General features: G+C 41.2%; 23 protein-coding genes and 2 pseudogenes. 12 read left to right on the forward strand and 13 right to left on the reverse strand.

The window, feature by feature from the left end; all coding sequences use genetic code 11:
• Positions 1–296, forward strand: a pseudogene (locus I6E78_RS18705) (hypothetical protein); the annotation flags it as partial.
• Between the two features lie 827 nt (positions 297–1123).
• On the opposite strand, the gene I6E78_RS13350 reads toward I6E78_RS18705, so the two are convergent.
• Both I6E78_RS13350 and I6E78_RS13355 read right to left on the reverse strand, forming a co-directional pair.
• The gene (locus I6E78_RS13350; RefSeq protein ID WP_197182686.1) at positions 1124–2035 is read right to left on the reverse strand and encodes a hypothetical protein; all 912 of its coding nucleotides are present in this window, start codon (positions 2033–2035) and stop codon (positions 1124–1126) included.
• A 285-nt stretch (positions 2036–2320) separates the two neighbouring features.
• Positions 2321–2926, reverse strand: coding sequence for an excalibur calcium-binding domain-containing protein (locus I6E78_RS13355; RefSeq protein WP_197182687.1), 606 nt, complete (start codon positions 2924–2926; stop codon positions 2321–2323).
• 284 nt (positions 2927–3210) lie between these two features.
• Between I6E78_RS13355 and gloA the strand changes: the two genes are divergently transcribed.
• A complete protein-coding gene (gene gloA / locus I6E78_RS13360; protein ID WP_086993386.1) occupies positions 3211–3738 on the forward strand; it encodes a lactoylglutathione lyase in 528 nt (175 codons plus the stop codon).
• Positions 3739–3820: 82 nt separating this feature from the next.
• Here the strand turns inward: gloA and I6E78_RS13365 are convergent, their stop codons facing one another.
• The 8 genes and pseudogenes from I6E78_RS13365 to bioB all read right to left on the reverse strand — a co-directional run bounded on the left by I6E78_RS13365 (position 3821) and on the right by bioB (position 10205).
• Positions 3821–4099 carry a hypothetical protein gene (locus tag I6E78_RS13365; RefSeq protein WP_011328280.1) on the reverse strand — a complete coding sequence of 93 codons (279 nt, stop codon included), beginning with the start codon at positions 4097–4099 and terminating at the stop codon, positions 3821–3823.
• A 226-nt stretch (positions 4100–4325) separates the two neighbouring features.
• Positions 4326–4682: pseudogene (locus I6E78_RS13370) on the reverse strand (NADPH-dependent FMN reductase); the annotation flags it as partial.
• 49 nt (positions 4683–4731) lie between these two features.
• Positions 4732–5184 (reverse strand): DUF302 domain-containing protein, encoded by a 453-nt coding sequence (locus I6E78_RS13375; protein ID WP_197182689.1) that lies wholly within the window; start codon positions 5182–5184, stop codon positions 4732–4734.
• A 116-nt stretch (positions 5185–5300) separates the two neighbouring features.
• Positions 5301–6170 (reverse strand): protease HtpX, encoded by an 870-nt coding sequence (gene htpX / locus I6E78_RS13380; protein WP_089368331.1) that lies wholly within the window; start codon positions 6168–6170, stop codon positions 5301–5303.
• A gap of 154 nt (positions 6171–6324) precedes the next feature.
• Entirely contained in the window at positions 6325–7008 is a 684-nt protein-coding gene (bioD, locus tag I6E78_RS13385; protein ID WP_197182690.1) for a dethiobiotin synthase, read from the reverse strand.
• Positions 7009–7073: 65 nt separating this feature from the next.
• Positions 7074–7958: a methyltransferase domain-containing protein gene (locus tag I6E78_RS13390; protein WP_197182691.1), complete on the reverse strand. Its 885-nt coding sequence runs from the start codon at positions 7956–7958 to the stop codon at positions 7074–7076.
• Positions 7955–9106, reverse strand: coding sequence for an aminotransferase class I/II-fold pyridoxal phosphate-dependent enzyme (locus tag I6E78_RS13395; protein ID WP_197182692.1), 1152 nt, complete (start codon positions 9104–9106; stop codon positions 7955–7957). The genes I6E78_RS13390 and I6E78_RS13395 overlap by 4 nt, the downstream gene beginning before the upstream one ends.
• 58 nt (positions 9107–9164) lie before the next feature.
• Entirely contained in the window at positions 9165–10205 is a 1041-nt protein-coding gene (bioB, locus tag I6E78_RS13400) for a biotin synthase BioB (RefSeq protein ID WP_182676656.1), read from the reverse strand.
• 100 nt (positions 10206–10305) lie between these two features.
• Here bioB and bioA point away from each other — a divergent pair, with 100 nt between their 5' ends.
• From bioA to I6E78_RS13425, 5 genes are all read left to right on the forward strand, one after another.
• Positions 10306–11607: an adenosylmethionine--8-amino-7-oxononanoate transaminase gene (gene bioA, locus I6E78_RS13405; RefSeq protein ID WP_197182693.1), complete on the forward strand. Its 1302-nt coding sequence runs from the start codon at positions 10306–10308 to the stop codon at positions 11605–11607.
• Positions 11608–11763: 156 nt separating this feature from the next.
• Positions 11764–12576 carry a hypothetical protein gene (locus I6E78_RS13410; RefSeq protein WP_011328289.1) on the forward strand — a complete coding sequence of 271 codons (813 nt, stop codon included), beginning with the start codon at positions 11764–11766 and terminating at the stop codon, positions 12574–12576.
• Positions 12577–13617, forward strand: a complete 1041-nt coding sequence (locus I6E78_RS13415; protein WP_011328290.1) for an extracellular solute-binding protein — start codon at positions 12577–12579, stop codon at positions 13615–13617.
• Complete coding sequence (locus tag I6E78_RS13420) at positions 13617–15116, forward strand: ABC transporter permease (RefSeq protein WP_011328291.1); 1500 nt, start codon at positions 13617–13619, stop codon at positions 15114–15116. Before I6E78_RS13415 ends, I6E78_RS13420 begins: the two co-directional genes overlap by 1 nt.
• Before the next feature lie 14 nt (positions 15117–15130).
• Positions 15131–16150 (forward strand): ABC transporter ATP-binding protein, encoded by a 1020-nt coding sequence (locus I6E78_RS13425; RefSeq protein WP_179807023.1) that lies wholly within the window; start codon positions 15131–15133, stop codon positions 16148–16150.
• Positions 16151–16205: 55 nt separating this feature from the next.
• Here I6E78_RS13425 and I6E78_RS13430 read toward each other — a convergent pair whose 3' ends face one another.
• The gene (locus tag I6E78_RS13430) at positions 16206–16640 is read right to left on the reverse strand and encodes an ATP-binding protein (RefSeq protein WP_011328293.1); all 435 of its coding nucleotides are present in this window, start codon (positions 16638–16640) and stop codon (positions 16206–16208) included.
• Between the two features lie 304 nt (positions 16641–16944).
• On the opposite strand from I6E78_RS13430, the gene asnS reads away from it, so the two are divergent.
• A complete protein-coding gene (asnS, locus tag I6E78_RS13435) occupies positions 16945–18342 on the forward strand; it encodes an asparagine--tRNA ligase (RefSeq protein ID WP_197182694.1) in 1398 nt (465 codons plus the stop codon).
• Positions 18343–18617: 275 nt separating this feature from the next.
• Here the strand turns inward: asnS and I6E78_RS13440 are convergent, their stop codons facing one another.
• Positions 18618–19544, reverse strand: coding sequence for an electron transfer flavoprotein subunit alpha/FixB family protein (locus I6E78_RS13440; RefSeq protein WP_197182695.1), 927 nt, complete (start codon positions 19542–19544; stop codon positions 18618–18620).
• Positions 19545–20294, reverse strand: a complete 750-nt coding sequence (locus tag I6E78_RS13445; RefSeq protein WP_011328296.1) for an electron transfer flavoprotein subunit beta/FixA family protein — start codon at positions 20292–20294, stop codon at positions 19545–19547.
• A gap of 219 nt (positions 20295–20513) precedes the next feature.
• Between I6E78_RS13445 and I6E78_RS13450 the strand changes: the two genes are divergently transcribed.
• From I6E78_RS13450 to tsaA, 4 genes are all read left to right on the forward strand, one after another.
• Positions 20514–22160, forward strand: a complete 1647-nt coding sequence (locus tag I6E78_RS13450; RefSeq protein ID WP_197182696.1) for an electron transfer flavoprotein-ubiquinone oxidoreductase — start codon at positions 20514–20516, stop codon at positions 22158–22160.
• A 121-nt stretch (positions 22161–22281) separates the two neighbouring features.
• Complete coding sequence (locus I6E78_RS13455; RefSeq protein ID WP_011328298.1) at positions 22282–22746, forward strand: acyl-CoA thioesterase; 465 nt, start codon at positions 22282–22284, stop codon at positions 22744–22746.
• 261 nt (positions 22747–23007) lie between these two features.
• Positions 23008–23577, forward strand: coding sequence for an outer membrane beta-barrel protein (locus I6E78_RS13460; protein WP_011328299.1), 570 nt, complete (start codon positions 23008–23010; stop codon positions 23575–23577).
• A gap of 403 nt (positions 23578–23980) precedes the next feature.
• Positions 23981–24685: a tRNA (N6-threonylcarbamoyladenosine(37)-N6)-methyltransferase TrmO gene (gene tsaA, locus I6E78_RS13465; protein WP_197182697.1), complete on the forward strand. Its 705-nt coding sequence runs from the start codon at positions 23981–23983 to the stop codon at positions 24683–24685.
• Positions 24686–24741: the final 56 nt, after the last annotated feature.

Genomic DNA, 24741 nt, shown 5'->3' on the forward strand with positions numbered 1-24741 from the left:
AGCGCAGTGGCAAGAAGGAATGGATACACTGGCGATATTCGTGCACTAAATTTTTAAGGCAAACATTTGTTGAATGGGCAGGATTATCTGTGCGTTATTCATTTTGGGCAAAAGCATATTATCGGCAGCAAGAGGCCAAAGGAAAACCCCATAATACCATCATCAGATCATTAGCATTTAAGTGGATAAGAATACTATTTAGGTGCTGGAAAACACATACGCCCTACGATGAATCAACTTACTTAATCGCATTGAAAAGTAAGNACATACGCCCTACGATGAATCAACTTACTTAATCGCATTGAAAAGTAAGGGATCACCGCTGTTAAAATTTGCGGTGGAAAGTGAACTTTAGTGCTTGCTGTCCACCTCAGGGCGTGTTGTTAGTTGTTTGTAACTGTAATTGCCCAAACAACCAATTTTTAAAATATTCAATAGTTTTTCGGAAGAATCAAAAAATACCCCGCCGTAACTTTGCCACTTACCATGAATTTGAGCCTTTAATACTTCGGCTAGTTATTCACACTAAAAAACTTAGGCGAAAACTGTTTAGCAACAAATACCAAATCAGAATAGGGCACTAAAGATACCACAATAAAGAAACGAAACAAGTGCAAAATTTTCATATAAATACAACAAGTTCCAAATAAATTTAACAAGAACAAGTTGCGGCAACTAACGCCCAAATAATGGGCAAATAAATAGTTGGCTATACTGTGCGAGGCACGAGCGCAGCCAACTGTTTTTTGTCCTGTTGATTTGCTTGTTAGCAGCAAGGTTTATTAAAAATACTTAAATTGCCAACAATGCAAAAACTCAATGAATGGAAGTAAGAAGCAAAAAACACTGCTGCACTACTTAGCCACAAACCTCAATTGATAAACAATAACAAAAAGTGTTTAACAATCAATTTATAAAATATTATTAACCAAAAAAAAGGAAGAAAAAGCAGAGAACACAATCCTTTGTTTTGAAATATTCACTTAGCCAAACACTTTAAATAAAGAACAAGTAGTGCCTGCTAACGCCCTGTTAACAGGCAAAATGCAGTTGGCTAAAATGAGGAACGAAGTGACAAAAAGCCAACTGTATTTTGTCCTTGTTTAACAGCTTGTTAGCAGTATCACTTCTGGATTTCCGCCAGTTCTTGTTCATTGAAATCGATTTCGCTTACTCGGAGAAGTCCGCTAGCAATCGCAGGTTCAAATGATTCCAGAACCCTATTGAAACCACCACTTCTAGATGACTCCTCCTCAGGTACATTCATTAAAACCAACTCAAGATAGGCATCAACGTTTTTGGTTGCTTTGTAATGAGATATTTTACTGAGCATCACATAGAGGCGATCCCGATACATAAATGGCATTCCCCTATTTGGCCTGAAATCTACAAAGACTTCATTTTCACCTTCACGATAGTAGGCATCATAAATTGGCTGAATATTACTCACAGGATCAACGCCGTGAAACTGCGTTGTTAATTTCGCCTCTGTTATTACGTTAGACTGATGAAGTTTTTTCTTATCCAAATATTTTGCTAATGATAATTTTTCAGCCTCTCTCCAGTTGTAGCTAATCCTTGTTGGCGCAGAATCTTCGGATTTTAAGGGGGCTTGCTCAGAACTATTACTCTCCTCCTCTACTTCTTCTTCTGATGCTTTAGTCACCGTTGGAGCTGGAGCATGAAAGTCGCCATAAACATTTGTATGACTTTGATTCTGGGTATTATTACTTGTAATAGATATTAACTGGGATAGGAGAGCAGTGTTCTTTTTCTCTAGGTTTTGTACTTCAACCTCTTTCTTTTTTGCCTCCCGTGAAATTGACACGAGCTTACCTAGAGAGAAGTTATCAAACGATTCGGCCAAAACGAGAACCAGTAATAGAAATAATAGAAATATAATACCGTTATTGATCTCACCTTTTGGCTCAACCCCAACATAATTAAACAATACCATTGCGGCTAACAAGAAACAGAATATTGAAATTAAAACTCTGACAAATGTAGATGCTTCTTTTTCTTCGGATTTACTCATATCTTCCCTTGTACTGCTAACAGCTTATTGAACACCACTTTGGGGGGTTATAACACCCCAAAACGGCGCATATTACGTTGCTCGATAACCAAACCAAACAACTTACTTATAAACAAGCAGTTACAATTGCTATTTTGTAACTTTTGTTATTTAATCCCAAAACGACTTTTAATAATGTTATGGGACAAAACCTACAGCACTGTATTTGTATACAGCCATTTATTAAATCTATTTTTTATATAAACGCATCTGCAATTATCACCTATTTAAAACCTTGAATCATTTTCACAAGGTATTTTCACAAGGTATTCCGTCGTTATCGCCATCCATTTTTGTATTCGGGCAGTTTTTTATAAAGAATACAGCTTCGGCTCGTGAGGTCATTTGGCTGCAGTGTTGCCTGCCATCGCAGCTAAAATTTTGAGTGTTTTTAGGAATAACTGCCTTTGGGTCTTTTTCATCAAAGGTGGTTAAGTCGGCATTGGTAATAACGGGGGTGTTGTTTTTATTGCCTGCATGAGTGTTTGCGAAGTACCTATTGTATGCGCTAAAACCTATGCTTAATATAATTACCAGCGCAACAAGGTTAGCTAAAGTGCTCGACTTCTTTTTTGCTTTACTCATTTTAAAGGGTTTATTAAAAGCAGCTGTTTTTGCTAGTTTGGTTTCTACTTTGCTTTCGATTACGCCTTCAATGCGGCAATTAATTGCTTTGCTTTTACCATTGGGATCAGTAGCTACCTCAAAATAGATAGTGTCGCCTACTTTGGGTTTGCGGTTCATGTGTTTAAGCGAAGATATGTGTATAAAGGTGTCGTGTGCAACGCTGCTAGATTTAATAAAACCATAGCCTCGGTTGTCGTTCCACGACGTTAACAATCCTTTGTTCATTGGTGTTCCTGATTTTTATACTTTTTATTAGTTATTTTTTATGTGTTACTTATGCAAACTATACGTTTCTAAAAGTGGTCGGTAAACTTATTTTAAGTAATTTTAAAATTAAACTACTTTATAGCCATTGCTTGGCGGTATTTTAATTAACTAATTATTGAATAGTGATTGAATAACGAATGAATTACATAGGGTGGTTTTAATTTGCGGTGCTGTTGATTATGATGGCACTAGAAATACTTAATAAGTCTGTTGTGCTTTAAATTTTTAGTAAGGATCATCTTATGTCTAGCTATAACGAATCTCCAGAGCAAGTTACTAAAGCGACCGAAGGTTATGTAATGCAGCAAACTATGCTGCGAATTAAAGACCCAAAACCGTCATTAGCATTTTATGAAAACGTATTAGGTATGAAGTTGTTGGGCAAATATGACTTTCCTGGTATGAAGTTTACCCTGTACTTTTTAGGTTACGAGCAACAACTGCCTGCGGGCGATGATAAAACCAAAGCTGAATGGGTGTTTCGCCGCCCTGCACTAATTGAGCTTACCCATAATTGGGGCACAGAAAACGACGATAGCTTTGCAGGCTATGTAAGTGGTAACGAAGAGCCAAAAGGCTTTGGCCATATTGGTATTAGCGTACCCGATGTATACGCCGCGTGCGAACGTTTTGCAAAATACGATGTAGAGTTTGTAAAAAAACCAGACGATGGCTCGATGAAAGGTTTGGCGTTTATTAAAGACCCCGATGGTTATTGGATAGAAATACTCTCGGCCGAGGGCATTACCGAAATTATTATGTCTCAGTAATAGCTAGGCCGTATGTTTAAAGTTACAAAGCCAGCAGCTAAGCTGGCTTTATTGTTTGTAGGCGTTGTTAATTAAACTTAGTTTATTTAGGAGCGTTTCGCTGTGAGGGATCTTTAGTAAAGCTGCTTAATACTTCAGTTGGATTTTGAGTTAGTTTTTGCTGTTGAGCAGCCTCTGCCCACCAGGCTAATTGGGTAAATGTACGTGAGAAGTAATTAAACCAAGTGTCTTGTTCACTTTGCTCATTGAACGAGCCATTTTCAGCCATTACCTCTTGCGCTTTTGGTACATGGATCATTGCTGATACGGGTAAACAGCCTAATTCACTTAAAAAGTTACGCATACCCATTGCGGCGCGCATACCACCCCATTGCCCAGCGGAATGGATAACCTAAACTCTGGATAATAAATCTATCTCAAGCAGCTACTTTCTGCGCTAACTGCGTTGAATTCACTTGCAATAGGCCAGCTATTGACGCGTAAATTCGCCTTGTTTTCACTAAAAGTCTCTGGCTAGAGAAAATAAATTTAAATATAACAATGATTCAATACGTTAGTAAATCTCTTAACCAGAGTTTAGGTTAAGCAACAATGGCGCTGGGTTTGTACGAAAACAGTGAGCTGCCAAAATGGTTTAATAAGTTGGCCAGTGCTGGGCTCATAGAATGGTTGTACTCTGGGCTGATCATAATATAGCCATCGACTGCGGCAATTTTATCGGCTAGGGTATTTAGCTGCTCGGGAGCTTTACTTTTGGGGTAAGCAAAGTGTGGCTTAAATACCGGTTCGAGCGGATAATCTAGCGCGTCGATTAGCTCTATTTCGTGTGTACTAAATTGGCTTTGCAAACACGCTATACATGCTTGGGCTACGCGCTCACCAAGCCTTGCTGGTTTAGGGGGTGTGCTATTGCGTACTGTGCCTAAAAATACTAAAAACTTCATGTATATTCCCTCGTTGTTTAAATTACTTTTTTAGGATTGGTAATTAAGCTCAGGACTGCAGTGCCTGTGCAGCAAGCTCTGCAAGTACATTGGCAAGCTTTGTAGCAACAGCGCATTGCCCTGCACCATGGCGCTTAGTTAAATAGCTAAGATCGTTGTAGCTTAACCATACTTTTGCATTGGCGTCTTGCCAAACAAGTGCTTTAAGCGGTAAATCAATCCCCATTGTTTGCGCGCACTGCATTAAAGGAGTACCGCCTTGTGGATTACCAAATATAATAACTTCGGTGTAGCCAAGCTGCTGCCCTACTTTTTTAGCCCCTGCGGCGTGATCAATACGTGCAAAAATTGTTAGTCCTTTATTTTTAGCCAGTAACTCAAACTTATTCATAGTGGCTTGGGCACTTTGCTGGCTTTGTAGTGTTATTAGGCCGTTTGTTGCTTTAGCCGGAAAAAACACAAAAAGTAACGCAAATACAAAAGTGGTGCTTAATAGTTTCATGTATAAACTCTGGTTTGGTTAAACATATGAGCAACTAACTTAGCATGTAATTTAGCCACAAAAAAGCCAGCGGTTAAGCTGGCTTGGTATATATGCAATAACTTTGCGCTAAAACATTATTTACGCAGTGCGTCTATGCGGGCGTCAAGCGGTGGGTGCGACGAAAACAACTCAGCCATACCTTTACCACTGGCAATACCAAACGCCATCATTGAGCCTTCTAGTTGCGAAGGATGATTTTGCTTTAATCGCTCAAGGGCTGAACGCATTTTGTCTGCGCCTACAAGTTTGGCAGCGCCGCTGTCGGCAGCAAACTCACGTTGGCGGCTGTAATAAGCCACTATAACGCTGGCTAAAATGCCAAAAATTACTTGAAACAACATATCGAACAGGAAGTAGGTCCAGCTGTTGCCGCCCTCTTGTTCATCGTTGTTACTGTTTATAAAGTTATCGACTATGCCTGCTAGCACTTTAGCGGCAAATATAACAAAGGTGTTTACCACGCCTTGTATAAGTGTAAGCGTTACCATGTCGCCATTAGCAATATGCGATACTTCGTGGGCAAGTACGGCTTCGGCTTGATCTTGGCTCATGCTGTGTAATAAACCTGTGCTTACTGCCACTAGTGAGTTGTTTTTACTTGGGCCGGTGGCAAATGCGTTCATTTCTGGGCTGTCGTAAATGGCCACTTCTGGCATTTTAATGCCGGCTTTTTGCGCTTGTGCTGCAACCGTAGTTACTAGCCAATGTTCGGTTTCGTTACGTGGTTGGGTAATAACATGTGCGCCGGTTGATTTTTTAGCCATCCATTTCGACATAAATAACGAAATAAACGAGCCACCAAAACCAAACACAGTAGCAATCATTAGCATACCGCCTAAGCTACGGTTGCTTAGTCCAAATACACTCATCACTATTGAAAGCACTACACCTAATACCAACATAACCGCGAGGTTTGTTAGTAAAAATAAAAAAACACGTTTCATACTTGTCCTCAAAAAATAATATCGATTGCGGTACTATTAATATGTTTAGTACGTTTGGCACTAAATTGATTAAAAGCAATCACTGCGTTATGACACAGTATGTCACAACGTCAGCGCTATTCTGTGACAAACTATGTCGTAAAACAAGTGTTTTTTATGTGTTTAGTGCGAAATTTTCTAGCAATGTTTTATATATTTGTAATTTAGGGGTTTGCTCACTGTATGGGCTTATTGCCAGTATAGGAAAGGGTAAACGTAATTTAAGTGAATCAAGATTAGCTTGGTACTCGTCCATGTTTGGCTCAACCTGATTTGCAATCCAGCCAATGCAATTTATACCCATACTTTGCATATGTGCAGCCGTAAGTAGCGCATGATTTAAGCAGCCTAACTTCATACCTACTACTAATATTACCGGCAGTTGCTCTGCTTTAACCCAATTGTATAAATAATCTGTGTTGCTTATAGGCAGCGCCCAGCCACCAGCCCCTTCGGTAAGTATGTAATCGGCACCTTGCTGTTTTATGTTTTTATACGCGCTGCTTAGCTTATCTGCAGTAATAGTAACCCCTGCTTGCTCGGCGGCTATGTGCGGGGCAATAGCAGGTGCAAAGGCAAACGGATTAATTACATCGTACTTGGCACTTACCGTTGCGCTTTCCATTAATATTAGTGCATCGGCATTTACTAGCTGATCAAACGCCATTTCGCAGCCAGACGCGAGCGGTTTAAAACCAATTGCTTGCTTTTTATGTTGGGCAAGTAGCTTTAGTAATAAACTGGTAACGTGGGTTTTTCCGGCGTCGGTGTCGGTGCCGGTAATAAAAAATTCTTTCATGGCGTTATTCACCTTTGCTGTTTTATTTAACGGTTTTTATTTAGCGATTTTTATTTAACTGGTTTTTATTTACCAAGTGCTAATAGCATAACGTGATACGACACGTGCGCTTTATTATTTTTAAGCGGATATGCGCTGCATACCTGCTGCAAAGCGTGCTTAGTTAACAAGCCTCTGCGCGTATTACTGTGATTTTGCGCTGTAGCACCTATGGCCTTAATAGAGCGAATGGCATTTAATGGCGATGTAAACTCATCGCAATACAAGGCTTTTTGCATTGTATTAATAGTAAACCCAGACTTTTGGACTGATTGGTTTATATGCTGTTCGCTATTAAAGGTATTTATATGGCTGTTGTTATCAAGTGCGCTAAATGCGGTTTTTATCTCGTTAAGCGAGCCTTCAATAACGCAGCTAATATAGGCTTGCCCGCCTGGTTTGAGCGCAGTATAAAGCGATTTTAATAATTGAGCAAAATCGGCCGACCATTGCACTGCAAAGTTACTGTAAATAATATCAATACTATTGGCTTGCAGCGGAAGATTATCCATATCGGCGCATAGCCGTGGCGTATTTAGTGCGCTGCTTTGTAGCATGTTTAAACTAAGATCCATGGCAATAACGCTGCCAAATAATGTTTGCAAAGTATGTGTATTAACTAATGGCCCTGCGCCTAAGTCGATACACAGTTTGGCTTTATTACTGCTATTTGCATTCGCTTTTATAAGTTTAAATAAATCATCTGCGGCTTGTTTTTGCACATTAGCATGGTGGTTATAACTGCTGGCTGCTTTTGAAAATTTACTCTGCGCCCCTTTTTTAAGGCTACAGCTTGGTAATAATATAGGCCCTGCTGATAATGATTGTATATTTAACGGCTGCCTATTTGGCTCTGTATTTAATGGCTGTGTAGTTATAGAAGCAGCATTTAAAAGTGTTTGAGCAATCATACTAATGCACCTACTAAGCTATTAACTAAATGGTTAATGTCGTGCTTTGTATGCGCTGCGCTGAGTGTAATTCGCAAACGTGCGGTGTTATGAGCAACGGTTGGCGGGCGAATAGCAGTAAGCCAAACACCGTATTCTTTAAGTTTACTAGCCACGTTTAAGGTGTGCTCGGCGCAGCCTAAAACAATGGGCTGAATAGCGGTACTTGACTCCATTACGCCAATATTATGTTGTTTAGCAAGTTGCTTAAAGTAGCTAATATTTGCGTTTAATTTAGCGCGTTTATCATCTGCGGTTTTAATCGCTTTAATACGTGCAAGAGTAAGCCCTGCAATAAGCGGCGACATAGCCGTGGAATAAGTGTAATCGCGATTAAATTGCAGCATGTAATCAATAAAATGTTTACTGCCTAATACACACGCGCCGCTACTGGCTACCGCTTTGCCAAAAGTAATAACCAGTAACTCAGGTAGTTGCTCGGTATTAAGCGCCTCGCAGCTGCCTAATCCGGTTTTACCTAATACGCCAAAACCATGAGCGTCGTCTATCATTAGCCAAGCATTGTGCTGTTTGGCTAACGCCAGTAGCTCGCTAAGTGGCGCTTTGTCGCCATCCATCGAAAATACACCTTCGCTTATAATTAGCTTATGTTTGGCTGTTGATTTTTCTAAGCGGGCGCGTAAATGGTTCATGTCGTTATGATTAAAACGGATTAAAGCGGCGTTAGCATGCAGTGCGCCGTCTATTAGGCTGGCATGATTAAGCTTATCTTGAAAAACAGCACTGTGCTGCGCTACGGTTTTATCTTGAAACAGCGCTTTTATTACACTGCTATTAGCACTAAAGCCCGAGCTAAACAGCATAGCGGCTTCGTAACCTAACTGTGCGCATAAATACTGCTCTAGTGCGTGTTGCTGAACTTGATAACCGGTAACTAACGCTGAGCTGTGACTCCCTAATGCCGGTAATTCATTTAAAGCAATTGCGTTATCGCCAAAGCCTAAGTAGTCGTTACTGGCAAAATTAAGATAGGTTTTGTTATTAATAGTAATTTTGCGCGCCGTAGCATGCTGTACTTGGTGGCGTTTACGCAGTAGCGCATCGTGCAAGCAAGCTTGCAGATGCGTATTTATAAATTCAAATGACATTTGGCTGTGTTTACCTAGGCTTAGTTATAGCTTAGTTATTACTTAGTTATAATTATGGTTATGCTTCGTAAAATAACTTAGACGTTGCTTTGTCGGCCACTTGCGATGAAAGCGACGCGGCTACGGCTTCATCTGAATAGTCGTGACGAGTTTCTGGGTTCATCCCTAACTTTTTAATTAAGGCCATATCGGCATCGGCATCTGGGTTTTCGGTGGTAAGCAGTTTGTCGCCATAAAATATAGAGTTAGCACCTGCAAAAAAGCACATTGACTGCATTTGCTCGTTCATGGCGTTGCGCCCTGCCGACAAACGCACATAGCTTTGCGGCATCATAATGCGCGCGGTTGCAATTGTGCGTATAAACTCAAAATGATCTAAGTCATCTACGTTTTCAAGCGGTGTGCCTTTAACTTTAACCAGCATATTAATGGGTACGCTTTCTGGTTGTTGATCTAAGTTGGCCAGTTGCATTAATAAGCCATAGCGATCGGCTGCTTGCTCGCCCATACCTACAATACCGCCCGAACATACTTTCATACCCGCGTCGCGTACATTGCCTATGGTATCTAGGCGGTCTTGAAAAGTTCGGGTAGATATAATTTGCTCGTAATACTCAGGCGAGGTGTCAAGGTTATGGTTGTAGTAGTCAAGCCCAGCATTGCGTAGTTCGTGGGCTTTTTCGTTATTAAGCATGCCTAGGGTCATACAGGTTTCTAGGCCAAGCTCTTTTACTTCTTTAACCATTTGCGAAATATACGGCATGTCTCTGTCTTTTGGATCTGACCACGCGGCACCCATACAAAAACGAGTTGCGCCTTTTTGCTTGGCTAAACGCGCTTGTTCTACTACTTTTTCTACCTCGATTAGGCGTTCGCGTTCTAAATCGGTTCGGTAATGCCCAGACTGCGGGCAATATTTACAATCTTCTGGGCAGGCACCGGTTTTAATCGATAATAAAGTAGAAATTTGCACTTCATTTGGGTTGAAATTAGCACGATGAACCGATGCGGCTTTAAATAGTAAATCGTTAAATGGCATTTCAAATATTGCTTTAACTTCACTGTGGGTCCAGTTGTGACGAACAGGTGCAAGTTCCATAGTTTTCTACTCTCTTTATTTTTTTCATAACGGTGATATTGGCTTAGTCTACTTCTTGAAGTACCATTGTCAACGAACCCAAGCCCACTTAAGTTTACATATGATTAAAAAGAATACGATTGACCTGAATTTTGATCGCCAGCATATTTGGCACCCTTATACCTCTATGACCAAGCCTATAATGGTTTACCCTGTTACCCACGCAAATCATAATATTATTGAGCTTGAAACAGGCGAGCAACTCATTGATGGCATGGCCTCATGGTGGAGCGCTATACATGGCTATAACCACCCAGTTTTAAATAACGCCATGATTGAGCAAATTAACTCTATGAGCCACATTATGTTTGGCGGATTTACCCATAAACCCGCTGTAGAGCTGTGTAAAAAGCTAGTAAGCATTACCCCTGCTAGCTTAACTAAGGTATTTTTAGCCGATAGCGGCTCGGTAAGTGTTGAAGTAGCTATAAAAATGGCACTGCAGTATTGGCTTAGCCAAGGCATTACTAACAAACAAAAATTAATGACCCCCTACAAGGGCTATCATGGCGATACCTTTGCGGCTATGAGTGTATGCGATCCAGTTAATTCAATGCACAGTTTGTACAGCGGCTTTTTACCCGAGCATATTTTTGTACCAGCCCCGGTAAGCCAATTTAATAGTGAATTTAACCAAGCTGAGGCAACCGAGCTTGAAGCGTATTTTAAAGCGCACCACCAGAGCGTAGCGGCATTTATTATTGAGCCAATTGTACAAAATGCTGGTGGCATGAACTTTTATCACCCTGAGTACTTAGCCTGCGTACGCAAGTTATGCACGCAATATAAGGTGTTACTTATATGCGACGAAATAGCCACTGGCTTTGGCCGTACCGGTAAATTATTTGCCGTAGAGCATGCTAATATTCAGCCCGATATAATGTGTATAGGCAAAGCACTTACTGGCGGCGCTATGACCCTATCGGCCACTCTTACCAGTGACAAAATAGCCACAGGTATAAGCGAAGGCGAAGCCGGTGTATTAATGCACGGTCCTACTTTTATGGGCAACCCGCTTGCCTGCGCTGTGGCCTGTGCCAGTATAGATTTACTGCTTGAGCAAAACTGGCAGCAGCGCATTGCCAATCTAAACAGCCAACTGCAACAACTCAATAAATGCAAAGAGCTTGATGACGTAGCCGATGTACGCACTTTAGGCGCTATTGGGGTGGTAGAGCTAACAGCGGAAGCAGGCAATGTTGATGTGGCTAAAATTCAGGCTTATTTTGTAGCACAAGGTGTATGGATACGCCCCTTTGGTAAACTTATTTATTTAATGCCGCCATATATTTCAGACCAGAGCAGCATAAAAACCTTGTGTGATGCCATTTATAACGCCATTAAAGGCAAGCATTACGCTTAAACTTACCGCTAAATTAAAGTTTTAGGGTTAAAAGTTGTACACACTTTGCCCTAATAAACAAACAGCCTTCTAACTCACCTTTAAGAGTATTGATCTCAGTGATCTTTACCTATATGATAATACCTATCATTTACAGTTACCTTTTCGGACTCTTTTATGAACTTATTATTTAAACCAGCTAAAGCGTTAGGCGTAAGCCTGTTATTAGCCTCTGCTTTTATAACGCAACCGGTACTTGCTAATGGCCCTATTGGCGAGCATGTTAATCACCTTCAGGCTAATCTTAAAAGTTACGCCGAAGAAGTAGAGTGGATGGTTGGCAAAGTCGATACTATGGTAAGCGACTACGATACCAAAGGTGCTAAAGCGGTAAAAACAGATGACCTTATTGAATATTGGGAATCGGTTAAATTTCACAGCGCCATAGAAACCAATTTTGTACCTGTTTACGCTTCTATTTGGCAAGGTATTTACGGCGTAAAAATGGCTATCGAAAACAAACAGCCTGCAGCTGAAGTTCGTAAACAACAACAAGCCATGAACAATGCCCTATGGCAAGGCCTTGGCGCTGTTAAATTAGCGGCTAAATTTCAGCAACAGGGTTTATTAGCAAATGTAACAACAACGGCAACCAAAGAAATGACCCAAAGTGCCACTATCGACGAAATTAAGCACCGACTCGATCGTGTTGTTGCAAAATTTGCTGAGCGTTTAAACGACGAAGCCACCGAAATTGTACACGACACTTACCTACACTTATTTGAAGGCGTAGAAGGCACACTAATAGCGCAAGACGCTAACTTAGTTGAAGTGTTAGAGAAAGACTTTAACGTAACACTGCCACTTGCTATTTCTAGCAACAAAAGCGTAGACGAAGTACGTAATGTAATAAGCGACATGCAAACAAAATTAGATCGCGCTAAAACGCTGATCGAAAAAGCCGAAAAAACACGTAAGGATGTATTTTAAGTGAAGCGTAGGACCTTTATACAAGGCCTGGTTGCGCTTGGGGCTGTGGGTGCATTACCACTGCCTCTTGCTCGCGCACTAGCGGCCAATATAGCAAACCCTGTGTCTGTAGATAGCTTACCTAAACTAGAGGGTGAGCTTACGCTTTATTTAGGGCGTGGTGAAGGTGGCTTATACGAAAACGTATTACAAGCTATCGAGAAGAAAAATCCAAACCTTAAACTCGGTATACGCCGAGGCCCAACTGCTGCATTAGCAAATACCATAGTAGCTGAAGCAAAAGCAGGCGTTCGCCGTGCTGACTTATTTTGGGCGGTTGACTCAGGCGCAATTGGTTTAGTTACCGATGCTGGCCTTGCACAGCCAATACCAAGTGATTTATCGGCTCAGTTACAACCGCAATTTAGATATAAAGAATGGACGCCGGTAACCGGCCGTATTCGTACCTTGCCATACAACACGTCGCGTTTAACTAAAGAGCAAATTCCAACCAGCATTATGGAAATTGCCGACAGCGATTTAAGTATTGGTTGGGCCCCTGCTTATGCATCGTTCCAGTCGTTTGTAACTGCAATGCGAATTTTAGAAGGTGATGACAAAACCGCTAAGTGGCTTAAAAAAATTAAAAAGCGCTCTAAAACCTATGCCGGTGAATTAGGTGTAGTTATGGGCGTTGAGCGCGGTGAAGTTGATATTGGTTTTGCCAATCACTATTACACACTTAGGTTAAAGTCGGGTAAGCCCGATGCTAAGTTAGATTTAGCTTTTACCCAAAACGATGCGGGCTGTTTGGTCAATGCCTCAGGGGTGTTAGCTTTAAGTGACGATCCGTTAGCAACTAATTTTATGCGTTATTTACTAAGCACCGAAGTGCAAAGCTATTTAGCCAGTGAAGCTTACGAAATCCCACTTGTTAATGGCATTAGTGTGCCACAGGGCATACCGTCTTTATCGAGTATTTCGCCGCCTAAAATTGATTTAACTCAGCTCGCCGATTTACGCCCCACTATCGATTTAATGCGCAGTAGCGGCGTACTGTAATGCGACTACCAGCATCCTACCCAATGGCGCTGCTTGCAGCGCTCATTACGCTTACCCCTATTTATGTGTTAATTACCCTTGCCAGCGACACAAGCTCAGTATTTGACAGCCATAACCTCGACATTTTAGCTAATACCTTATCGTTAATGGCGTTAACTGTATTGGGTTCTATTTTAATTGGCGTGCCACTGGCGTTTATTAGTGCTTATGTGCATTTGCCATTTAAAAAATTATGGCTGGTTATATTTGCAGCTCCCTTAGCTATACCGAGTTATATAGGGGCGTTTACACTTTATGCAGCTTTTGGCCCTGGGGGGGAAATAAATAACCTGCTTGGTATTCCAACGCCCTCAATGGACGGCCTTAGCGGCGCAGCCATAGTAATGACCTTGTACACATTTCCGTTTGTAATGATGACCACCCGCTCGTCCTTACTCAGCCTTGATGCCAGTATGGTAAACGCTGCACGTACACTGGGTATGTCGATGACACAAAGTGTATTTAAAGTAATATTACCCCGCGTAGTTAATGGTATTGCCGCGGGATCTTTGCTTGTTGCACTTTATACTTTATCTGACTTTGGTACACCGGCAATGATGCGCTTAGATACCTTTACCCGAGTTATTTATGTGGAATACAACGCCTTTGCTTTGGGCCGTGCGGCTATGCTCTCGTTGCAATTAATGGTTATTGTTGGCTTTTTATTAATGATTGAATCACAAATAAAAACCGCCACTGAACGCCAAGGCAGACCACTTATTTTATTCCCTAAAAAGTGGCAGTTAAGCGCTATGTTTATAACTTTTGCGCCTATTTTGTTATTAGCCATTGGCTTACCTTTAGCTATATTTTCGTTGTGGCTGGCACGGGATGGTTTTAGCGGCTTTGATTTTAGTATTGCTTGGAACTCAACATATGCCTCAGCAATTGCTGCTGTAGTAGCTGTAATTGTGGCCATTCCGGTTGCTCATGCGGCTCTTAGCGGTAAAGCAGGTAAAGTAATGGAGCGCGTAACTTACTTTGGCTTTGGTATTCCGGGCATAGTAATGGGCACAGCGCTTGTTTATGGCGGCTTGCAACTGCCCTTTTTGTATCAAACATTAGGGTTGCTTATTATCGCTTATACGCTGCGCTTTTTACCCCTTGCTGTAGGCTCAGTACGTACCAGCACCGAACACTTAGATCCAAGCTTGGTAAAATCGGCCCGGGTACTTGGTGCCAGCCCACGCGAAGCATTTATGCGTATAACACTGCCCTTAACTATGCGCGGTATTATTGCCGGTGCGGCATTAGTGTTTTTAGAGTCGATGCGTGAACTAGAGGCCACCTTATTACTTGGCCCTACGGGGTTTGAAACCCTCTCTACTTATTTGTGGCGTGTATACGAAGCCGGCTATTTTGGCCGCGCTGCTATTCCGGGGTTATTATTAGTGGTGATTTCTGCGTGCGCGTTAGCTATTATGCTCACTGGCGAAAAACGCAACCAGCTCGAACATTAAGGATTTAATAACAAATGCTATCTGTAAGTCAGTTGTCTATAGATTATGGCAGTAACCGTGTAGTAAGCGATTTAAACCTATCATTAGGTAATAACGAAATTCTTATGCTTGTAGGCCCTACTGGCTGCGGTAAAAGTACTATTTTGCAGGCATTAGCCGGCCTTATACCTATAAGCGAAGGCGAAATAAACAGTGGTAAATGGCGGGCAACGCCTAAAATTACTGTGCCTGCGGAAAAACGCAGTGTAGGTATGGTGTTTCAAGATTTTGCTTTATTTCCGCATTTAACCGTGCAGCAAAATATTTTTTTTAGGTTAAAAGACACCAGCCCAGGCGAACATTGGATAAAGTTACTTGGCCTTGATGAGTTTAGAAATAAAAAACCAGCAACGCTTTCAGGCGGGCAAAAACAACGCGTAGCACTTGCGCGCACCCTTGCCCACCAGCCCGACTTTGTATTATTAGATGAGCCGCTTTCTAACTTAGACGCCGCACTTAAAGACATGCTGCGCTGGGATATTCGCAACGCGCTTAAAGCGGCGGGCGTACCTGCAATTTGGGTAACGCACGACCAAGAAGAAGCATTGTCGGTAGGCGATCGTGTGGGTGTACTGCAAGGCGGTAAAATTCAGCAAATAGATACACCAGAGCGCTGTTTTAGTATGCCTAACAATCGATTTGTGGCACGCTTTTTAGGGGAAGCCAGCTTTATAAGCGGCCAGTTTAGCCAAGGCCAAGCAACCACAAGTATTGGTAATGCCCCTGCCCACGGTGTTGATTGCGATAGTGGCGATGTAGATGTGCTGCTGCGCCCCGATGATGTATTACTAGTGCAAAGTAGTGTGGGTAATAATGGCGAAATTATTTGGGTGCGCTTTGAAGGTGGCAGCCGCTTATGTGCTATAAAGCTTGCCTGCGGAACTGTAGTAACCAGCCGCGTTAGCCATGAAATAGTGGTAAACCCCGGTGATGCTGTACATGTATCTTTAAGTACCTCACACCCGTTAGCGGTTTATAAACAACTCGCGCAATAATAAAGTATACAACACTATAAAGCCCATTCACATGGGCTTTTTTAATCTGTATAAATTACCATTCAAACATATAGGCCATTTTACTAATAGTTTTAAGTGGAATGTTATGGCTGTTACGCTTGGCATATAAATGCTGCATAGATTTGTCTTTTACTTCGCCCACAATCACTTCTTTTACTTGATAACCCAAAGCAACTGCCGCTTGCGCATAGGCAATAAATTCCCATTTTTTAATATTGGTGTTATCTACAATCACCAACGGGATATTTTGTGCTAAAGCGTTAATAAAGCGCGCTAAATTTAAATTATGGTATTGCGGCAATTTAAACTTATCAAATTGGTATTCACCTTGATCATTAATAAAATAATCATCGGTTGAGCAAATAACATATTGGCTTTCGTCTGCACCGGCGAGTTCATCGGCAAGATTTTGCGCATAATAAGACTTACCGCTTCCTGGTAGTCCTCGTAAAATAAAAACTTGTTTCATAGCATCCATTTTTTAGTATGTAATGGTAAAACGATTAATATAAAAATATCTGAATGTTCATAATGCCACAAAATGGGTAAACATAAGAGCAACAAATAACAATACTCACATTTAGGCCTTAAAACTGTATAAAAATAAAGCGCATTTATAAAAATTTTTAAAGAGTTGCCCACAATAGTTTTTTTATCTTACTTTACTAGGTAAGATACAGGGTTCAAGTGCAGCGCCGTTTAAGAGCAATTTTGCCAGCGTGTGGTGCGTAGTTAAATTATATAGTTAGGCAACTTATATCATTGGAGTGAAGATGAGCCATTTAGCGATTTCAGAGCTATTAAAAGGCAAGGTATCGGTAGACAGCCAAGTTACAGTAAAAGGCTGGATCCGTACTCGCCGCGATTCAAAAGCAGGAATTTCATTTTTAGCCGTTCATGACGGTTCGTGTTTTGATCCTATTCAAGCGGTAGTTCCTAATTCACTTAATAATTATGATGAAGTCACTAGCCTAACAGCCGGTTGTTCTGTGTCGGTTACCGGTGTTTTAGTGCAATCTGCTGGCCAAGGTCAGTCTTATGAGATTCAAGCTAACTCGGTTACTGTATTAGGTTGGGTAGAAAACCCAGATTCGTACCCTATGGCTGCAAAGCGTCATAGTATTGAGTACTTACGTGAGCACGCTCACCTTCGCCCTCGTACTAACATGATTGGTGCCGTAACCCGTGTACGTAACTGTTTAGCTCAAGCTATTCATCGCTTTTACCATGAGCAAGGTTTTTTATGGATAAGCACCCCTATTATCACAGCAAGTGACTGTGAAGGCGCAGGTGAAATGTTCCGCGTATCAACGCTTGATATGCAAAACTTACCGCTTACCGATAAAGGCGAAGTAGATTACAGCGAAGATTTTTTTGGTAAAGAAGCATTTCTTACTGTATCTGGCCAGTTAAATGGTGAAACTTACGCGTCGGCAATGTCAAAAATTTATACGTTTGGCCCAACCTTCCGCGCAGAAAACTCAAATACTTCGCGCCACCTTGCCGAGTTTTGGATGGTAGAACCTGAATTAGCATTTGCTGATTTAGAAGATATTGCAAAACTAGCAGAGCAGATGTTGAAGTATGTGTTTAAAGCCGTACTAGAAGAGCGCCGCGATGACATGGAATTTTTTGCACAACGTATAGAAAAAACAGCCATTACTCGCCTTGAAGAATTTGTAGAAAAAGACTTTGCACAAGTTGATTACACCGAAGCGGTAGAAATATTAAAAGCCTGTGGTAAAAAGTTTGAGTACGCTGTTGAATGGGGCGTAGATTTACAGTCTGAACACGAGCGTTACTTAGCAGAAGAACACTTTAAAGCACCGGTTGTTATTAAAAACTACCCACGCGATATTAAAGCGTTTTACATGCGCCAAAACGAAGACGGTAAAACCGTTGCCGCAATGGACATAGTAGCGCCAGGTATTGGTGAGATCATTGGTGGCTCACAACGTGAAGAGCGCCTAGATATTCTCGATGCTCGTTTAGACGAAATGGGCTTAAACAAAGACGACTACAGCTGGTACCGCGATTTACGTAAATACGGTACTGTGCCGCACTCAGGCTTTGGCTTAGGTTTTGAGCGTTTAGTTGCTTATGTTACTGGTATGGGCAACGTACGTGACGTTATCGCCTTCCCTCGTACTAAAGGCAGCGCAACGTACTAATACGTTAACGCTTACTGTGTACCATAGTAAAAACCAGCCGATGGCTGGTTTTTTTATGCCTAAGTAACCTGAGCTCCGGATAATAAACTTATCTCAAGCAGCTATTTTTCAGCGCTAACTGCGTTGAATTTTCTTGCAATAGGCCAGTCAGGTTAAGTGAATAAGTACCTTAGGTTTATTAGGCACAATCAAAAGCCGCAGCATCATAAAATGATACTGCGGCTTTTAATTTATCACTATAACTATAAATACAAATATAATTTTTAGTTATTAACTTATAGAGCTTGCTCTAGCTGTGGTAAAACATCAAACAGATCGGCAACTAAACCGTAGTCTGCAACCTGAAAAATAGGTGCGTCTGGGTCTTTATTAATTGCGACAATTACTTTTGAGTCTTTCATACCGGCTAGATGCTGAATTGCACCACTAATACCCACTGCAATGTACAAGTTTGGCGCTACAATTTTACCTGTTTGCCCTACTTGCATGTCATTTGGTACAAAGCCTGCATCAACTGCTGCGCGCGAAGCACCAATAGCAGCGCCTAACTTGTCGGCTATTCCGTGTAATAAACTAAAGTTTTCGCCATTTTGCATACCACGACCACCTGAGATAACCACAGTAGCTGCGGTTAATTCTGGGCGCTCTGATTTAGTTTGCTCATCGCTTACAAAGCTGCTTAGCGCAGAATCGGATACCGTATTAACTGCCGTTATTGGCGCGCTTGCTTGCTCTGTTTGTAAGTCGAAGCTACTAGCACGTACAGTGATAACTTTTTTGCTATCGAGTGACTTAACCGTGGCAATTGCGTTGCCCGCATAAATAGGACGCTTAAATGTTTCTGCGTCAACAACGTCAATAATTTCTGAAATTTGTGCAACATCAAGCAAGGCTGCAACGCGCGGCATAAAGTTTTTACCTGTAGTGGTAGCACTTACCACTACGTGGCTATAAGAATCAGCAAGCGATAGCACTAAATCTGCCATACTTTCAGCTAATTGATGTGCATATACTGCGTTATCTGCTACCAGTACACTGGCTACGCCATTAATAAGCGCAACTTCTTCGCTTAATACACCTAGGTTTTCGCCCGCAATAAGCACATCAATAGGAAAACCAAGTTTTGCTGCTGCGTTAATTGTTTTTGAGGTTTCTGGTTTTAATACACCGTTATCGTGCTCTGCTATTACAAGTGTTTTCATTTAGATTACCTTCGCCTCTGTTTTTAATTTTTCTACAAGTTGCGCCACGTCCTCAACTATAATACCGGCAGTACGTTTAGCTGGCTCTTCAACGCTAATTAATTGCACACGGGCCGTTAAATCAACACCCAAAGTATCGGCTGCAATAACCTCAAGCGGTTTACGTTTTGCTTTCATTATATTTGGCAGCGACGCATAACGTGGCTCGTTTAAACGTAAATCGGTAGTTACAATAGCCGGTAAATTAAGCGCTACTGTTTGTAAGCCGCCATCAACTTCACGGGTAACATTAACTTTTCCATCAACCACTTCAACTTTTGAAGCAAACGTACCTTGGCCACGTTTGGTCAATGCAGCTAGCATTTGGCCGGTTTGGTTATTGTCTGAATCAATTGATTGCTTACCTAAAATAACTAATTCTGGTGCTTCTTGTTCTACAATTTTTGCAAGTAATTTAGCAATGTGCAGCGACTCTAACTTTTCATCGGTTTCGATGTGAATGGCTTTGTCGGCGCCTAGGGCTAATGCCGTACGTAACTGTTCTTGCGAGGCTTTTGGGCCAATTGTTACGGCAATAACTTCGCTTGCTGTGCCCGCTTCTTTTAAGCGAATCGCTTCTTCAATTGCAATTTCGCAAAATGGGTTCATCGCCATTTTTACGTTGGTTAAATCAACGTCTGTTTTGTCTGACTTAACTCGCGCTTTTACGTTGTAATCTATAACTCTTTTTATTGGTACGAGAACTTTCATATGGACTCCATCGTTATTTAAACCTACAAGCTGACGTGCACGTCAACCTATTTATTTTATGAAATCAGACTACTGTCTATTGACGTAAACATCAACCTAAAATAACCTTTAAACATTCACAACCCATAACTTTTTATTAGCATCTATCAAATGGGTTATGTATTTCATTAACGTGTAGTTAAATATAGGGTACGTTAACCATTCGAATAAGAGGTATTTATGATCACCCGGGAAACCATGGAATTTGATGTAGTTGTTGTAGGTGCAGGCCCAGCGGGTCTTGCATGTGCAATAAAACTGGCACAACAAGCGCAAAATAAACAACAAGAATGCATGATCTGTGTCGTTGAAAAAGGTTCAGAAGTGGGTGCTCATATACTCTCTGGTGCCGTGTTTGAAACCAAAGCGCTGGATGAATTACTGCCAAATTGGCAAGAGCTCAACGCCCCTGTAACCACCAAAGTAGCAAAGGATGAAATTTACTGGTTTAACAACGAACAAAAAGCCACCGCTATTCCGCACTTTGCCACACCAAAAACCTTTCATAATGATGGCAATTATATTGTCTCTATGGGGAATGTTTGTCGCTGGTTAGCTGAGCAAGCAGAAGCACTGGGAGTCGAGATTTTTCCTGGGTTTAGTGCGCATTCGCTTATTATTGAAGACGACACAGTAAAAGGCATTATTACTGGCGATATGGGCCTTGATAAAGACGGCAACGAAAAAGATGGTTACATGCCTGGCATGGAGCTACGCGCTAAATACACCGTATTTGCCGAAGGTTGTCGTGGTCATTTGGGCAAACAACTCATTAATGAATTTGCCCTCGATGATGAGTCATCACCGCAGCACTATGGCTTAGGCTTAAAAGAAATTTGGCAAATTGATGAAAGTAAGCATCAATTAGGCACAGTAGTACACGGTACAGGCTGGCCATTACAAGGCGATACTAACGGCGGCGCATTTATGTACCACTGTGAAAACAACCAAGTTGTGGTAGGACTGATTGTTGATCTTAATTATTCAAACCCGCATTTAAGCCCGTTTGATGAGTTTCAGCGCATGAAACATCATCCGGTGTTTAAAAATGTATTAGCAGGCGGCGAGCGTGTTGCTTATGGTGCTCGTGCTATTGCTAAAGGCGGTTTGCACTCATTACCAAAAATGCATTTTCCTGGTGGGTTATTGGTAGGCTGCGATGCAGGTACGCTTAACTTTGCAAAAATTAAAGGTAATCATACTGCAATGAAATCGGGTATGGTGGCAGCTGAAGTTATTTTTAAAGCATTAGAAAATGAGCAAGCAAATACCGACTTAAGCGAGTTTAAAGACGCGTTTGAGCAATCTTGGGCTTATAAAGAATTGCAGCAATCACGTAACTTTGGCCCTGTTATGCACAAGTTAGGTAAATTTGTTGGTGGCGCATATAACACCCTAGATCAAAATGTTTTTAATGGTTGCTTGCCATTTACCTTTAAAGATAACACCCCAGATCACGATACTTTAGTTGATGCGGCGGATGCCGATAAAATAGTGTATCCAAAACCCGATGGTAAACTCAGTTTTGATAAGTTGTCGTCGGTATTTTTATCAAATACTAACCACGAAGAGTCACAGCCGTGTCATTTGCAATTAAAAGATCCGAGTATTCCAATTGCAGTAAACTTAGTTAAATTTGATGAACCAGCGCAGCGCTATTGCCCTGCTGGGGTTTATGAAATTCAAGAAATTGCTGGCACTAAAGAGTTTGTGATTAACTCGCAAAACTGCGTGCATTGTAAAACCTGCGATATTAAAGATCCGAGCCAAAATATTACTTGGGTAACTCCGGAGGGGACTGGCGGGCCAAATTATCCTAATATGTAGTTATTATTGTTAACAAAAAGTAGGTTTTTACATATAAATTATAAACCTACACTAATTTGCAGGGGCTTGTGCCCCTGTTTTGCGCTATGCTTACCCTAGTTTTTATAAAAGAGAATTAGTTATGCCGTCGTCAAAAGTTGTTTTTCGTTTTTTAGCAGAGCCTACTGATGTAAATTTTGGTGGTAAAGTGCATGGTGGAGCCGTCATGAAGTGGATTGACCAAGCTGGCTATGCATGTGCTGCAGGCTGGAGTGGCCATTACTGTGTTACCGTATCTGTTGCTGGGGTTAAGTTTAGACGCCCTATTTTAGTAGGCCAAATTGTTGAAGTGGAAGCTAAAATAGCCCATACCGGTAAAACCAGTATGCAAATATTTATTCAAGTGCGTTGTGGCGACCCTAAAACACAAAATATGGTTGAAACCAACCACTGTGTTATTAGCTTTATTGCTATGGATGAAACTGGTTACCCAGTAGCAGTGCCTTCTTTTAAAGCGATTACCGAAGAAGATTTAAAATTAGAAAACTACGCTATAAAAATGAAAGAAATTGCAATAGAGACGGAAAACTTACTGCATAAGGTATAAGTAACTAAAGTGTGCCTGTAAAAACCTCACACTTTTTGTAAAACATGCAATTGAGCTTAGAAAGTAACAACTAATAAAAGTTCACTGCTGTACACGCATCATACAAACGGCCATAAAAACCAATACTAAAGTAGGTTTTTATGGCCGTTTTTTTATGTTTTTAATAAGTGGCATGCTCACTGCACCTACCTTGATGACGTTTGATTTAATTACATCTTATTTTTTCAAGCATTTGATTTTTATTATTAAAGGAGCTAATTCATGATTAAAACACTTTCTCTTTCTACACTTGCTTTAGTAACACTGGGTTTTAATACTGCAGCTAAGGCTGATATTGCTGATTTCGATTCTCCACGTATCTACACGGGTGTTGGTTACGGTCAATATTCTTTTGAATTTGAAGACAGTGACAAAGACACTGACTTTGACGACGATGCACAAATGCTAAAAGGTTACGTTGGCGCACAATTTAACGAGTATTTAAGCTTAGAGCTTGCTTATCAAAACTTTGATGAAGTAAGTGATGTGGACAGCAAAGCTGAAATTGATGGCGTATCGCTTGCCGCACGCTTGGGCTACCCTATTACAGAGAGTTTTTCTGTGTATGCAAAAGGCGGTTGGCTTGAGTGGGATGCAGAATACACACAAGATTTACCAGTAGGTTCTGTTTCAGCTTCTACAGATGGTGGTGATGCGTTTTACGGTGCAGGTATTGAATATGCACTTACAACAAACGTTCAATTTCGTTTAGAGTATGAACGCTATAAACTTGATGACGATATTGACCCAGATATGGATGTAGCGTCTGTATCAGTGCAGTACATGTTTTAATTAAACCCTAAAACGTGTGTAAAAGGTAAGCTTAGGCTTACCTTTTTTGTTTTGAGTGGTTTAAACGCACATGCATATAAACCACTTAGTCTAATCAATACCTTTTAGACTAGGCTTCTATAAGTAACCTGAGCTCTGGTTAAGAGATTTACTAACGTATTAAATCATAGTTATATTTAATTTTATTTTCTCTAGCCAGAGATTTTCAGTGAAAATAAGGCGAATTTACGCGTCAATAGCTGGCCTATTGCAAGTAAATTCAACGCAGTTAGCGCTGAAAGTAGCTGCTTGAGATAGGTTTATTATCCGGAGCTCAGGTTAAGTAATAAACTCACTTACAAGTAATGCCATAAACGCTAAATATGGGTAGAATAGCGCTCTATTTCATTTGCACCCGAGTACTATGAGCGATTATACCATTTCGGCTATTGGCCACATTCAATCTCCTTATAAACAAAAGTTTGCTATACCTAGGCAACCTCGTTTAGTGCCAGAAGCTAAAGCAAAGCTTATTTTTGCGCCTGACTTTAATCGTGAAGAATTTGTACGCGGGCTCGATGAGTTTAGCCATATTTGGCTGCTATTTCGTTTTCATGAAACAGCCGACAAAGGCTATTCGGCTATGGTGCGCCCGCCTCGTTTAGGTGGTAATGCCCGCAAAGGCGTGTTTGCCACGCGAGCCACTTTTAGGCCTAACGCCATTGGTATGAGCGCGGTAAAACTAGAAGGTATAGAGTATAAAAATGGCCAACTGAGCTTATTACTCGCCGGAATAGATTTACTCGATGGCACACCAATAATCGATATAAAGCCTTACTTACCCTATTCTGACTCTATGCCAGAGGCCAGTGCGGGGTTTGCCGACACCCGCCCAGAAACCCACATGAGCGTTGAATTTCCCCCTGAAGTACTAGATTTTATTGCGCAGCAAACGCAATATCCAGATTTACAGGCGTTTATAAGTAATGTGCTAAAGCAAGATCCTCGCCCTGCTTATAAAAAGCAAAAAGACGGACAGCAAAGCTACGGCATGACTTTGTATAACTATAATATTTGCTGGCAAGTTAATGAGTCGCATAATTTAGTTACTAGTATAGAAAATACCTAAATAATTTATCACTTAGCGCTTTAGTGTAAATGCAACCGCTGGTAGACTGAAGCCCT

Source organism: Pseudoalteromonas sp. NZS127 (genome assembly GCF_015864805.1).
In the GTDB taxonomy this organism is placed as follows: Bacteria; Pseudomonadota; Gammaproteobacteria; order Enterobacterales; family Alteromonadaceae; genus Pseudoalteromonas; species Pseudoalteromonas nigrifaciens.